This window comes from Vibrio sp. HB236076, assembly GCF_040957575.1.
GTDB lineage: Bacteria > Pseudomonadota > Gammaproteobacteria > Enterobacterales > Vibrionaceae > Vibrio.
The window spans coordinates 82,119-95,529 of sequence record NZ_CP162601.1 but is presented as its reverse complement, the minus strand read 5'-3'; the positions used below and the strand labels follow the sequence as shown (position 1 = coordinate 95,529).

General features: G+C 47.2%; 11 protein-coding genes. 2 read left to right on the top strand and 9 right to left on the bottom strand.

Annotated elements, in window-relative coordinates; translation table 11 throughout:
- Nucleotides 1-20: 20 nt before the first annotated feature.
- Nucleotides 21-683: a ribosome biogenesis GTP-binding protein YihA/YsxC gene (gene yihA, locus AB0763_RS00420; RefSeq protein WP_306101813.1), complete on the top strand. Its 663-nt coding sequence runs from the start codon at nt 21-23 to the stop codon at nt 681-683.
- Between the two features lie 967 nt (nt 684-1,650).
- On the opposite strand, the gene polA is transcribed toward yihA, so the two are convergent.
- Both polA and hemB read right to left on the bottom strand, forming a co-directional pair.
- Complete coding sequence (gene polA / locus AB0763_RS00415; protein WP_306101812.1) at nt 1,651-4,434, bottom strand: DNA polymerase I; 2,784 nt, start codon at nt 4,432-4,434, stop codon at nt 1,651-1,653.
- A 619-nt stretch (nt 4,435-5,053) separates the two neighbouring features.
- Nucleotides 5,054-6,106, bottom strand: a complete 1,053-nt coding sequence (gene hemB, locus AB0763_RS00410; RefSeq protein WP_306101811.1) for a porphobilinogen synthase — start codon at nt 6,104-6,106, stop codon at nt 5,054-5,056.
- A gap of 214 nt (nt 6,107-6,320) precedes the next feature.
- On the opposite strand from hemB, the gene AB0763_RS00405 reads away from it, so the two are divergent.
- Nucleotides 6,321-7,082, top strand: a complete 762-nt coding sequence (locus AB0763_RS00405) for a TatD family hydrolase (RefSeq protein WP_306101810.1) — start codon at nt 6,321-6,323, stop codon at nt 7,080-7,082.
- Between the two features lie 96 nt (nt 7,083-7,178).
- On the opposite strand, the gene tatC is transcribed toward AB0763_RS00405, so the two are convergent.
- The 7 genes from tatC to rmuC form a co-directional block, all read right to left on the bottom strand.
- Nucleotides 7,179-7,934: a twin-arginine translocase subunit TatC gene (gene tatC / locus AB0763_RS00400; RefSeq protein ID WP_306101809.1), complete on the bottom strand. Its 756-nt coding sequence runs from the start codon at nt 7,932-7,934 to the stop codon at nt 7,179-7,181.
- Nucleotides 7,935-8,002: 68 nt separating this feature from the next.
- Nucleotides 8,003-8,422, bottom strand: coding sequence for a Sec-independent protein translocase protein TatB (tatB, locus tag AB0763_RS00395; RefSeq protein WP_306101808.1), 420 nt, complete (start codon nt 8,420-8,422; stop codon nt 8,003-8,005).
- Between the two features lie 3 nt (nt 8,423-8,425).
- Nucleotides 8,426-8,659: a twin-arginine translocase TatA/TatE family subunit gene (tatA, locus tag AB0763_RS00390; RefSeq protein WP_306101807.1), complete on the bottom strand. Its 234-nt coding sequence runs from the start codon at nt 8,657-8,659 to the stop codon at nt 8,426-8,428.
- Between the two features lie 38 nt (nt 8,660-8,697).
- Nucleotides 8,698-10,335 (bottom strand): ubiquinone biosynthesis regulatory protein kinase UbiB, encoded by a 1,638-nt coding sequence (gene ubiB, locus AB0763_RS00385; RefSeq protein WP_306101806.1) that lies wholly within the window; start codon nt 10,333-10,335, stop codon nt 8,698-8,700.
- Nucleotides 10,332-10,937, bottom strand: a complete 606-nt coding sequence (locus AB0763_RS00380) for an SCP2 domain-containing protein (protein ID WP_306101805.1) — start codon at nt 10,935-10,937, stop codon at nt 10,332-10,334. The genes ubiB and AB0763_RS00380 overlap by 4 nt, the downstream gene beginning before the upstream one ends.
- A 15-nt stretch (nt 10,938-10,952) precedes the next feature.
- Nucleotides 10,953-11,729 carry a bifunctional demethylmenaquinone methyltransferase/2-methoxy-6-polyprenyl-1,4-benzoquinol methylase UbiE gene (ubiE, locus tag AB0763_RS00375; RefSeq protein WP_306101804.1) on the bottom strand — a complete coding sequence of 259 codons (777 nt, stop codon included), beginning with the start codon at nt 11,727-11,729 and terminating at the stop codon, nt 10,953-10,955.
- A gap of 60 nt (nt 11,730-11,789) precedes the next feature.
- Nucleotides 11,790-13,322: a DNA recombination protein RmuC gene (rmuC, locus tag AB0763_RS00370; RefSeq protein ID WP_306101803.1), complete on the bottom strand. Its 1,533-nt coding sequence runs from the start codon at nt 13,320-13,322 to the stop codon at nt 11,790-11,792.
- Nucleotides 13,323-13,411: the final 89 nt, after the last annotated feature.

Here is a 13,411-nt window from a genome sequence, read left to right as displayed (position 1 = left end):
CTCGAACTTTGGAGCCTATTGTGAGCATCAAGATCCACTACCAAAATACCCACTTCATCACCAGTGCCCCTGATATCCGTCATTTACCTGAGGCTTATGGTGTCGAGGTGGCATTTGCAGGCCGTTCCAACGCAGGTAAGTCGAGCGCTCTCAATCGTCTAACCAATCAAAAAAGTCTCGCGAAAACGTCTAAAACACCAGGGCGTACTCAGCTTATCAACTTGTTTCAAGTGACACCGGAATGCCACATTGTCGACTTACCGGGTTACGGATTTGCTCAAGTCCCTCTCGAGATGAAAAAGAAATGGCAAAAATCATTGGGAGAATACCTACAAAAACGCGAAAGCTTGCAAGGTTTAGTGGTATTGATGGACATCCGCCACCCAATGAAAGACCTCGACCAACAGATGGTCACTTGGGCTCTAGAATCAGAGATTCCTGTCCATATTTTGCTAACCAAAGCCGATAAACTCAAAAGTGGCGCACGCCAGGCTCAAATCCTACAAGTGCGTAAACAAGTGGCGCAATGGGGTGGTGATATCAAAGTCGATGCGTTTTCGTCACTCAAAGGCTTTGGCGTTGACCAATTGCGCGCTCGACTTGATCAATGGTTCACACCGGCCATTGAGGCCGCACTCGCCCAAGAAGAAGCGCAACAAACTGAAGACCCTCAAGATAAGTAATCTCTCGTTCTCCTCAACTTATCCTTCCCAATAGGTAGGGTAAAAATGAGACTCGCAGACCGTGAAAAACGCGGTCTGCATATTGTCTTCGCGACTTGATTTACCTCAAACGTCCTCACCCTCTTATACCAATCTGATTAAGTATGTGATCAATGGTAGCGCAGGAAAAAGCTTGAGCCTTTTCTTGTCAAGAACGGAATCTAAGTCGTTATTCTACAAGTTATTTTCTTAACGATGTTATCGAGTTTTTAACTAGCTAGAGTGACCAGCTACTGAGTTAGATTGGTATTAATACCCAGCTCGCCAAAACAATAAGCCTATGCCATCGATGTGAGTGACGGAGCCTGTCAAACACCTCAACACACGCGTCACCCGCCAACCCTAGGGGAAAATGTCGATGAAAAAGAATAAAACGATGGGGAATGAAAAAGAGGCAGCCATTTTATGAAGTAAAATTACAGATTTTATGTAATTTTGCTCAAAAACGAGGCAACTGCGCACAATGTTAGTGCAAAGGTGAAAAAGTGGGAGTTACATCACTTAAATTGCGGGAATAGTTTTTTTTCGATTGCCAAAATAAAAAACGCCCCAGTCGAAAACCGACTGGGGCGGCTGAATCAGCCTAATCCAATAACGTGAAACAAAAGGTCTGAAAGATAGAACATCTTACCTCTGTACCCTACGTCTTAAAATGTACAACAATTGGCCGCTTTTGCAAACCCTTTCTGTAGTTTTTTTTCATTAAAATTTTATTAAACAACAAAAACACCCGCAAATGGCCCCCTATCGTGGGGTTGAGATTCGCGAAGATGTCGAAACAACGCGGATTGACACCAAGGCGTCATGATGTGAACAGTGGTCAACGCATAAAAAAAGCTGGCTAAAAAGCCAGCTTATCTCGGTAGCTTATCGCCCCATGAAAGCGCCCCTCGGTTGAGCATGTGCTTCCATGAAGACAAAGGGCGAATTAGTGCGCTTCATCCCAGTTGTCGCCGTGACCGGCTTCTGCGATCAGCGGTACAGATAAGTCCGCCGCTGAGGCCATCAAAGCTTGGATTTTCTCACTGACGCTTGCCAGATCAGATTCTTTCACCTCAAGCACCAATTCATCGTGTACTTGCATGAGTAGCTTAACCTTGCCTTGACCTTCTTGTTCAATCCACGCATCGACAAGCAACATCGCTTTCTTGATGATATCGGCCGCTGTGCCTTGCATTGGCGCATTGATCGCCGCGCGCTCTGCCGCTTTACGACGCATGCCATTGCGCGAACGAATTTCTGGTAAATGTAAGCGACGACCAAAAATGGTTTCCACGTACCCCTTCTCTGCCGCCGTTGCACGAGTGTCTTCCATGTACTGTAAAACACCGGGATAACGCTCAAAATAGGTATCCATATACTGCTGCGCTTCTGCTCGAGGAATCCCCAACTGTTTCGCAAGACCAAAGGCACTCATACCATAGATAAGGCCGAAATTAACCGCTTTTGCACGGCGTCTTTGCTCCGAGCTCACCTCATCGATACTCACCGCGAAGATCTCTGCCGCTGTTGCCGCATGAATGTCTTTGCCTTGCTGGAAGGCACTTAGCAAGGCGTCATCGCCAGATAAGTGCGCCATAATACGCAATTCAATTTGTGAGTAATCGACCGCTAAAATTTTATGGCCATGTTCGGCAACAAACGCTTGGCGAATGCGGCGACCGGCGGCGTTGCGAATCGGAATATTTTGTAAGTTAGGCTCTGTCGATGACAAGCGCCCTGTCGCGGTAACGGCTTGGTGATAAGAGGTATGAACACGACCGGTTGTTGGGTCAATCATCTTCGGTAACTTATCCGTGTATGTCGACTTGAGTTTAGCCAGACCGCGATACTCGAGTAATAATTTAGGCAAGGGGTAATCCAGTGCCAACTCTTGCAATACTTCTTCGTTGGTCGAAGGCGTTCCAGACGGCGTTTTCTTGATCACCGGCAGGGCCATTTTTTCAAATAAAATGGTTTGCAATTGCTTTGGCGAGCTCAGGTTAAACTCTTGCCCTGCCATCTCAAAGGCCTGCTTTTCTAACTCATCAAGACGAGTGGCAATCTCTTGCGACTGAGCACTTAGTAACATGTCATCAATGTAGACCCCGGTTTGCTCCATACGGGCCAACACCGAAATCAACGGCACTTCAATATCGCGATAGATCGCGGTCAACTCGCTGTTTTTTTCAAGTAGCGCATTGATATTTTGCTGTAATTGCAAAGTCACATCCGCATCTTCTGCTGCGTAAACCGCGGCTTGCTCGAGCTCAATTTGATTAAAGGTGCGTTGATTCTTACCTTTGCCCGCAATTTGCTCAAAGGAAACGCAGGCGTGTTGTAAGAAACGCAGCGCCAAGCTGTCCATATCGTGTTTACCGCCAACACTGTTATAAACATAAGAAGCCAGCATGGTATCGTCACAGATGCCTTGTAAATGAACATCATAGCGCGCCAATACATTGGCATCGTATTTAATATGCTGGCCAATCTTACCAATGGCGGGGTTTTCTAAAATGGGCTTGAGTTTCTCAACCACCCAATCGCGATCCAATTGTTCTGGTGCATCGAGGTAATCGTGCGCCACCGGAACATAGACGGCTTTACCGGCTTCAATCGCAAAGGAAACCCCAACCAAGTTTGCTTGCATGTAGTTCAAGCTATCGGTTTCGGTATCAAAAGCAAAACGTTCACATTGCTCGAGCTTTTCCAACCAGGCCACAAAGTCAGACTCCGTCAACACCATTTGGTATTCACTGGCATTAATATTGGCCGCAACCGTTTGACTTTCTTCTGCCGCCGCTTGTTGTGCTTCAGCTTGCTGGGCACGCGTTTCGATAACCGGCGAACCGCCATCGAGTAATTCGTTTAACCAAGACTTAAACGACAACTGCCCATACAATTTCACCAACTCATCAATATTGGGCTCTTTTTTGTGTAGACTCTCTGGGGTTTCGGCTAGCTCAACGTCCAGTTTTATCGTCGCTAATTGATACGATAAATACGCCGCCTCTTTGTTGTCGACCAATTTTTTCGCCATCGACTTTGAACCCCGAAAGCCAAGCTCGGCAATGTCGTCTAACCGCTGGTAAAGACTGTCTAGGCCACCGATCCCCTGGAGCAAAGCGGTCGCGGTTTTTTCCCCCACACCAGGGACACCGGGAATGTTATCCACTTTATCGCCCATCAAGGCGAGGTAGTCGATGATGAGTTCAGGTGGAATACCAAACTTTTCTTCCACGCCTTGACGATCCATCACGACATTGGTCATGGTGTTGATCAGCGTGATGTTATCGTCGACTAATTGCGCCATGTCCTTATCACCCGTGCTGATCAAAACAGGCATGCCCTTAGCTGATGCCTGAGCAGCGAGTGTGCCAATCACATCGTCGGCTTCAACACCGGGTTCACAAATCAATGGCAAGCCCATCGCATGAATCACTTGATGTAATGGCTCAATTTGACAACGCAAATCGTCGGGCATTGGGGGACGATTGGCTTTGTAATCTGCAAACATATCGTCGCGAAAGGTTTTGCCCTTGGCGTCAAAAACGACAGCAATGCGCTCCGATGAGAACTGCCTCATCATACTGCGCAGCATATTAATTACCCCATAGACCGCATTGGTCGGGATCTCGCCATTGCTCATCGTACCTGGATAAGCGTGGAATGCTCGGTACAAATAGGATGAGCCATCAATCAATATCAATGGATTATCTGGAATCGTGGCCATAGTGTTGAATACCCAAAATCTTTTCTTTGATGGGCTAGAATGCCACGAGTCGTGTTGTGATGCCACGTCCAGACTCAGATAACTCATCATCTTGGTGCGAACTTGCCCAAAAACGTCACAAGCAATCTGTGGATAACTCTGTTTATATATTTTTCCCACCTGTTATCCACAGGCTGTTTTTACAGCCAAAACACAATCTAAGTTGTTGTATATTAATGTTTTTTAACTTTAAAAATAGACAAAAAAAGGATCCAGACAGGATCCTTTCATGTGGACATAATTTTAGAAAACCGATTCTCAACACAAATAAGAGAAATAAAAAAAGCGACACCCGAAGATGTCGCCTAGCAAAGAAAGATAAAACCGAGTTATCTGGAGGTTTTACCAGAAAGCTATATAAATACACTGGAAGCAATGTGAGCAATGTCGTGTCGAAAAGAATGCACCAGATAAGATAATGACTTATCTTATTTGTGTTACCTCATCCCCTAAGACAACTCTAATAATAATCATTCTCATTTGATAGTCAACCAATAAATGATAAAAATTCTCATTTAAGTTTTGTAATCACGATGGGATCACAATTTACTAGACTGCAAACTCGAAACGATAACCCGCACTACTCACTGGGACGCTGCGCCAGCACATGCGCCATTTTTGCTTGATCTTCCGCTAACCACTGAGCGACCTGCTTAGCAAAATACGTTAACACACCATCAGCCCCAGCGCGCTTAAAACACAACAAGGACTCCATGACCGTTTGTTTTTCGTTCAGCCAACCATTGGCAAAGGCCGCTTTGTGCATCGCATACTCACCCGAGACTTGGTAAGCAAACGTCGGGACTTGAAACTCATCTTTGACACGTCGTACAACATCGAGATAAGGCATACCGGGTTTGACCATAACGCTGTCTGCCCCTTCTTGCAGATCTAGCTCAATCTCTTGAAGCGCTTCATCGCTGTTCGCGGGGTCCATTTGATAGGTTTTTTTATCGCCGCCTTTTAAGTTACCGGCAGAGCCAATCGCATCTCGAAATGGTCCATAGTAACAAGACGCGTATTTCGCCGAATAAGCCATGATTTGCGTGTGCACTTGCCCAGCGTCTTCTAAGGCTTGACGGATAGCGCCAATACGACCATCCATCATATCGGAAGGGGCAACAACATCGGCCCCGGCTTCGGCATGAGATAAAGCCTGCTTAACTAATACCTGTGTTGTGATGTCATTGATCACATAACCTTGCTCATCAATGATGCCATCTTGCCCGTGAACTGTGTAAGGATCCAACGCTACATCGGTAATAATACCCAGTTCAGGAACCGCCTGTTTTAAAGCGCGGACGGCACGAGGGATCAATCCCTCTGCATTGAAGGCTTCTTCTGCATTGAGCGATTTATACTCTTGGGAAATAACCGGAAACAGCGCTAAAGCCGGAATGCCTAACGCCGCCAAGTAACGAGCTTCGTCAACCAATAAATCGACGGACAAACGTTCAATTCCCGGCATTGAGGGGATAGATTGACGTTGATTTTTACCTTCAAGTACAAACACAGGATAAATAAGGTCATCAACCGTGAGTTGATTTTCAGCCATTAAGCGACGAGAAAAATCGTGTTTGCGTTGGCGACGCATACGACGAGCAGGGAAAGAACCTGATTGGAAAACAGACACTCAATACTCCTTAAGCGAATTTGGCAAATGGGTCATGAATTGATTGGTGAGCATTAGCATAGCAGCTTAATCGCGAGACACTAAGCCGTTATACCGATTGCTGTCATTGGCAAATTGTTGTCATTGGCAAAACGAGCAACACAGCAACAATGATCGATGACGCTGTCTTGGGTATACTGGACAAAACACGGTTTTAAGCCACTTAGAGGTTCCCATGATAGATACCCATGCCCATATTTACGCTCAAGAGTTCGATCAAGATAGAGACGATGTGATCGCAAGAGCTCAGGCACAGGGCATTGAACTGATCCTAATGCCCAATATTGATATTGATTCCATTGCTGCGATGTTAAACACCGAACAAGCTTACCCCAATCTATGTCGCTCAATGATGGGCCTACATCCTTGCTATGTCAAAGAAGATTATCAGCAAGCGTTAACCATCATAGAGTCTTACTTTGACAAACACCCGTTTGTGGCAGTGGGTGAAATCGGCCTTGATTTGTACTGGGATAAAACGTTCCACGAGCAGCAAATTGACGCTTTTAACGTGCAGCTTGAATGGGCAAAACAACGCAACTTACCTGTGGTGATCCACACTCGAGACTCTATCGATGAAAGCCTAGAGGTTGTTGCCAAACAACAAGACGGACGACTAAAAGGCGTATTTCACTGTTTTGGCGGCAGTGTAGAGCAAGCGAAAGCGATCAAGGATATCGGCTTTCACGTAGGCCTTGGCGGTGTATCGACGTTTAAAAACGGCGGCATGGATAGCGTCATCCCACACCTAGATATGGACTACGTGGTGTTGGAAACCGACAGCCCCTATCTGGCGCCAGTCCCTAATCGCGGTAAGCGCAATGAGCCGGCTTGGACTCAACTGGTCGGCCAGCGTGTTGCGGAGCTAAGGGGATTGTCATTAGCAGAGCTTGATGCCATCACGACGCGAAACGCCAAGCAATTATTTTCCTTATAAGCCACTGACCTCATTGGCTCTTGGCCAGTGTCGAGAGTCTACGCCAGCAGCGCCACTGACGTTAGCCGAGTGATAGAACGGTATTGCTATCGCTTATCACGCGGCTTCTGCCTCATCGTCTTCATCGGCTTGCTTTGCTTGATAAAAACGCGCACACAGCAGCCCAACTTCAAACAAAAGGCACATAGGGATCGCCAACAGGGTCTGAGAAATAATATCAGGCGGTGTCAGCAACATCCCCACGACGAAGGCAGCCACAACAATGTAAGGACGCTTTTGACTCAAAGATTGACGCGTTGTTATCCCGGTCCAGCACAATAAAACAATCGCTACCGGCACCTCAAAAGCAATACCAAATGCCATAAATAACGCCAACACGAAGTCTAAATAACTCGTGATATCGGTCGCGAACTCCACCCCTCCGAGTGAGATTGCGGTAAAAAAGCCAAAGACGAGTGGAAAAACCACAAAGTAGGCAAACGCAACCCCCGCGTAAAACAGCAGAGAACTCGACAATAACAACGGAAAGATTAAACGCTTTTCATATTGATACAAACCGGGGGCAACAAATGCCCAGACTTGGTACAAAATAAAGGGAATCGCCACAAAAACGGCACTGATCAATGTCAGTTTTAAAGGCGTGAAAAAAGGCGCCGCGACATCAGTGGCAATCATCGATGCCCCTTGAGGCAATTTTTCAATCAAGGGGGCGGAAACAAATTCATATATGTGGTTTGAAAAAAACACCATCGCCAGAAAAACCAACAACACAGCGCCAATCGCGCGCAGCAATCGATTTCTCAGCTCAAGTAAATGCGAGATCAGTGGTTGACTCTCATCAGAGGACGACATGTAAGCCCCATTTAATTGCGTAAACCTATGGATGGATGACCGAGAGACTCCATCCCCTTACTGGGTGACTATTTTTGTTGCGAAGCGCTATCCGCCACGGATGGTTCGACGGTGTCGTCACGGTGTCGCGTCTGCTCAGACTTGGCCGTTTTTCCTGTGTCTAAAGACGCCGGAGCCGATTCGGCATGGCGCTCAGGACCAGACGCAGCCTTTGAGGAAACAGCCTCCACCTCATCAAACGTGGACTTCACCTCTTGCATTGCGGCATCTAAACCAATGCTATTGCGCTTGGCTTGCTCTAAATCCTCTTTGAGCTCTTGCATCTGCAACTCTTGTGACAATTCGTCTTTGACGACATTGGCCATACGACGTGCATTGCCAATAAAACGCGCGACATTGCGAATGGCAAAAGGCAAACGCTCTGGTCCCAGAACCACAAGCGCAATCACAAAAATTAATACCAGCTCCCAAAAACCGATATCAAACACGATTTAGCCCTGCTTGTCGTTGTCGGTGCTTTTTTGCGCCGGTTTAGACAATTCACTGCCATTAAAATCGGCGTCATGTTGAGACTTTGCCGCACTGTCGTCTTCGTTGAGTGCTTTTTTAAATCCTTTGATCGCGCCACCTAAATCACTGCCCATGCCGCGCAACTTTTTCGTCCCAAACAACAGAGCAACAATGACCGCAATGATCAGAAGTTGCCAAACACTAATGCCACCCATACACTTTCTCCTTAAAGATAATTATCTCACTGGTTTTACTAAGAACGGCGCGAAAAAAACCAGCTCAGCAACCAACTTAGACCACCAGCACTCGCACAAGTTACCGCTAAATTCGAATCGTTGTCCGTCGCCAAAATCGCCGCGCAAATCATGAATGTGGCGCCGACACCAAGCAAAAAATAACTCTTCGCCTGCTGTCGCTTTGACGCTCGATAGCCTTGATAAAATTGCTCCATTCTCTGGTTGAGCGCTTTGCCTTGTCGCAGACTATCGTAAACAAGTTCTGGCAATTCGGGCAGTTTTTCCGCCCAAAACGGCAGACGTTCTTTTACGGTGCGAAACACCGCTTGCGGCCCAACCTGATTTAGCATCCACGTTTCTAAAAAAGGTTTGGCGGTTTGCCATAAGTCTAATTGTGGGTACAACTGACGGCCCAAACCTTCAACATACAACAAAGTTTTTTGCAACAGCACCAATTGAGGCTGTACTTCCATATTGAAGCGACGTGCCGTGTTAAACAAATTCAATAATACATGACCAAACGAAATATCACACAGCGGCTTAGCAAAAATGGGCTCACACACCACGCGAATAGCACTTTCAAACTGGTCGATATTGGTATCTTGGGGTACCCAGCCAGAATCGACGTGTAATTGGGCAACTTTGCGATAATCGCGATTAAAAAAGGCCAAAAAGTTTTCTGCCAAGTAGCGCTTGTCTTCGCTGTTCAACGTGCCGACAATACCACAGTCCAACCCTATCCACTGAGGGTCTTGAGGTCGCTCTGGATTGACAAACACATTGCCCGGATGCATGTCAGCATGAAAAAAGCTGTCGCGGAAAACCTGAGTAAAAAAGACTCGAACGCCGCGTTCTGCTAACACTTTCATGTCGACACCTAACGCCGTTAATCGTTCAATGTCAGACACTTGCACGCCGTAAATTCGCTCAGACACCATCAAAGACTCACTGCTTAGATCTGCGATCACTTCGGGGATGTACAGTTCATCGCTGTCGGCAAAATTGCGTCTGAGTTGCATGGCGTTGGCCGCTTCACGTCGCAAATCCAACTCGTCGAGTAATGTCTTTTCGTACTCTTTGACCACTTCAACAGGCTTAAGACGGCGAGCGTGAGACAAGGTGCGCGCCACAATGTGCGCTAGGCGATACATCAAACGCAAGTCGGCTTCAATCATAGGACGAATATCTGGACGAATCACTTTTAACACCACTTCCCGGCCGCTGCCTTTGAGTTGAGCGGTGTGCACTTGGGCAATCGATGCCGACGCAAGCGGCTTGATATCAAAATGATCAAACCAGGTTTCAATTGCCCCGCCTAAGGCCTGTTCAATCTGCGCTTTTGCCGCATGGCCATCAAAGGGAGCCACGTTGTCTTGCAGCATGGCCAGCGGATCAGCAATGTGTGGAGGAAACAAATCTCGCCGCGTCGACATCATTTGGCCAAATTTTATCCACACTGGCCCAAGCGCTTGCAAGGCCAAGCGCAGGCGATCACCTAACGGCACATCGGGGTGCTTGTTTTTGATCCAAAAAAGGCTTTTTCTGGCCAATTTAGGGAACTTTAGCCATTGGTGCTCTGGCAAAAGCTCATCTAATCCGTACTCAAGTAAAACTCGGGTGATTCGATATAAGCGTTTGCACTCATTGAGTGTCATAACTTCTCCATGATTCGTTGTAAACGAGCCTCAAAACGGGCCGCACTGGAACGCAAGTCATCGACCTGATCGCAAAAATACGCGATCTCAAGCGCCGGAGGTGCAACGCGCCATTCTTCGGTCAATACCTGGCCGATATAACGCTGCTGTCGATCGGCTTGGTGTTTTAAGCGTTGCAAACCTTGTTCGCCACTAGACACCAGTTGGTGTGCGGCGATATCACCGAGGTAACGAGATAACCATTCGGCCAAATCTGGTCGACTGTCATTGAGCAAATTGGCAAATTTTTGCGCCAGTTGGACATCGCCTTCGAGAATTAATTTATCTTGCTTGATCAGCTGGGTAATGTTGGCGTGGTCTTTTAATTGCGGCAACACACTTAAAGACAGGGATAAGTAGCAGTCCACTTCGCCTTCATAATGGGCCAACACGTCGATTTGCTGACTAAACAAAAACGTTATGCTTTTGTCGAGCTCAATCAAATGAATTTGAATCGCTTGGCCTTTTAAACGGCCAAGTCGTCGACTGAGTTCACTGTCGTCCTGAATGAAACGATTTAAACTCACCTCGACAAGACCTGTCACTAAGGCGTCAAAAGGCATCTTCTACTCCTTCAGTTAGAACTTATAGCCGCGATGCAGGGCAACAATACCGCCGGTCATATTAAAATATTCAACTTGTTCGAAGCCGACGTTTTCCATCATTCCCTTGAGCGTGTCTTGATCGGGGTGCATGCGAATCGACTCAGCCAAATAACGATAACTTTCTGAGTCTTGAGCGATCAATTGACCCATGCGCGGCAATACGTGGAACGAGTAAGCGTCGTACACTTTTGACAAAGGATCGAATACCGGCTTGGAAAACTCGAGCACCAATAGACGCCCACCTGGCTTTAACACTCGAAACATCGACGCCAACGCTTTGTCTTTATCGGTCACATTGCGCAGACAAAAACTGATGGTGATGGCATCGAAGTAATCATCGGGAAACGGCAAGGATTCCGCGTTTGCCTGTACATAATGTACGTTGCCAACCACACCGCGATCACGCAGTTTGTCACGACCGACGTTAAGCATAGAATTATTGATGTCGGCAAGAACGACTTGCCCCTTCTCACCCACCATACGCGAAAACTTTGCAGTCAGGTCACCCGTACCGCCACCCAAATCGAGTACGCGCTGGCCTGGACGTACCCCACTGCAATCAATGGTGTATCGCTTCCACAAGCGGTGTACACCAAGCGACATCATGTCATTCATAATGTCGTATTTAGTGGCAACGGAGTGAAACACCTCAGCCACTTTTTCTGCTTTTTCCGCTTTCGCCACGGTTTTAAAGCCAAAGTGCGTCGTATCATCCTGAGATTGAGAAACGGGCTCTTGTTTATCGGTCATGCATAATTCCTTCTTGGGATGGCTAGGCCATGGGGTAATTCACCCTTAAACAACAATCACCTAGTTTACTTTATCCTCTAGCTGTTGTCTTTCTGTCTGCGGGTCATTTGCATAAATTCCGTCGCGTTGTGCTTGCTCTGTCACCTCACTCGCGATCGGTCTTTTCACTTCGACGCCAAGCTGCTTAAAGCTCTCCGCTTGACGCACTATATTGCCTCGACCGGTCGACAATTTATTCATCGCCCCTTGAAAACTCTGATTGGCTTTGTCAAGCGATGCACCGAGTTGCTGCATATCATCGACGAACAAGCGAACTTTGTCGTACAACTTGCTGGCTCTCTCGGCGATGTGCTGCGCATTTTCGTTCTGTCTTTCGTTGCGCCATAAATTATCGATAGTACGCAGTGCAACTAGTAATGTCGTTGGACTGACCAAAATAATATTGTGTTCCATTGCGTCTTTAACCAAGCTCGGATCCGCCGAAATCGCCACTTGAAAAGCGGGCTCAACCGGAATAAACATCAGCACGTAATCCAAACTGCGAATGCCCTTGAGCTGATGATAGTCTTTGTGACTCAGGCCTTTAATGTGGGCACGCAACGCCAACAAATGATCGCGCAACGCTCGGTCGCGCTCGGCATCCGTCTCGGCGTGAAAATACCGCTCATAGGCGACTAAGGCCATTTTCGCATCGATCACGACTTGTTTATCATCGGGCAGGTTCACCACCACATCGGGCTGATAACGCTTGCCCAATGCATTGTTGAGCGGGACTTGAGTATGATATTCGTGGCCTTCGCGCAGGCCCGACTCTGCTAACACGCGTGCCAGCACCACTTCACCCCAATTGCCTTGTTGTTTGTTGTCACCTTTTAAAGCTTGGGTCAAATTAAGGGCTTCTTGCGCCATTTGTTCATTGAGTCGCTGCAAGTTTTTGAGCTCGTGCACCAAGGTGTGCCGCTCTTTCGATTCAACGTGAAAGCTATCGTTAACTTGCTTTCGAAAACCATCTAATTGCTCGCGTAGCGGTGTCAATATGGCTTCTAAACTCTGGCGATTTTGTTGGTCAACTTTGGCACTCTTTTCATCAAACACTTGATTGGCCAAGTGCTCAAATTGCTGCTTTAACCTCTCTTCGGCTTGTTCAAGTAAGGCGATTTTTTCCTGCTGAGACTGTTGTATTTGCTCAAAACGCACTTGTTGCTCACGCAGTTGTGTGGCGAGGCGGGACTTGTCTTCACGAGCCTCACTCAGCGCATCAATCGCTTGTTGTCGCTCTTGTTTCACGGCCTCAAAGTAGCGCAGCTTTTCCATCACTGCCATCATTTTTCCGTGGGTTTGCTTGAGCTCATGGGCGGCTTGATCTCGTTCGCTGTCTAATGCTTCGAGCTCTTGATTGGCCTCAGCAACAGAGTGCTTGAGTTGCTCAATTTGTTGTTGGTAAAAGCGCGTATCAGACTCAATTTGGTAGCTCAGCTTTTGCACTTGGCCAAGCTGTTTTTGTCGCGTCCACCAACTCGCGACAGCCCCAGCGACACCGGCACTGGCCAGGACAGCAGTTAACCACTGGGCGTTGTCAAATATCCATTGCATCATCAACTCTTTTGCATCAAAACACGGTCATTTAATGGTATGCATATACTGGATAAATGTCCAGTTTGTTAACGGGCCACTTCTGCCGT

Bases quoted from the DNA above. Each gene is read 5' to 3' on its own strand.
- tatC (WP_306101809.1), bottom strand. From the start codon at position 7,934: ATGTCGTCCTCTGATGAGAGTCAACCACTGATCTCGCATTTACTTGAG.
- AB0763_RS00380 (WP_306101805.1), bottom strand. From the start codon at position 10,937: ATGCCTTTTGACGCCTTAGTGACAGGTCTTGTCGAGGTGAGTTTAAAT.
- AB0763_RS00405 (WP_306101810.1), top strand. From the start codon at position 6,321: ATGATAGATACCCATGCCCATATTTACGCTCAAGAGTTCGATCAAGAT.
- polA (WP_306101812.1), bottom strand. From the start codon at position 4,434: ATGGCCACGATTCCAGATAATCCATTGATATTGATTGATGGCTCATCC.
- tatA (WP_306101807.1), bottom strand. From the start codon at position 8,659: ATGGGTGGCATTAGTGTTTGGCAACTTCTGATCATTGCGGTCATTGTT.
- rmuC (WP_306101803.1), bottom strand. From the start codon at position 13,322: ATGCAATGGATATTTGACAACGCCCAGTGGTTAACTGCTGTCCTGGCC.
- ubiE (WP_306101804.1), bottom strand. From the start codon at position 11,729: ATGACCGATAAACAAGAGCCCGTTTCTCAATCTCAGGATGATACGACG.
- ubiB (WP_306101806.1), bottom strand. From the start codon at position 10,335: ATGACACTCAATGAGTGCAAACGCTTATATCGAATCACCCGAGTTTTA.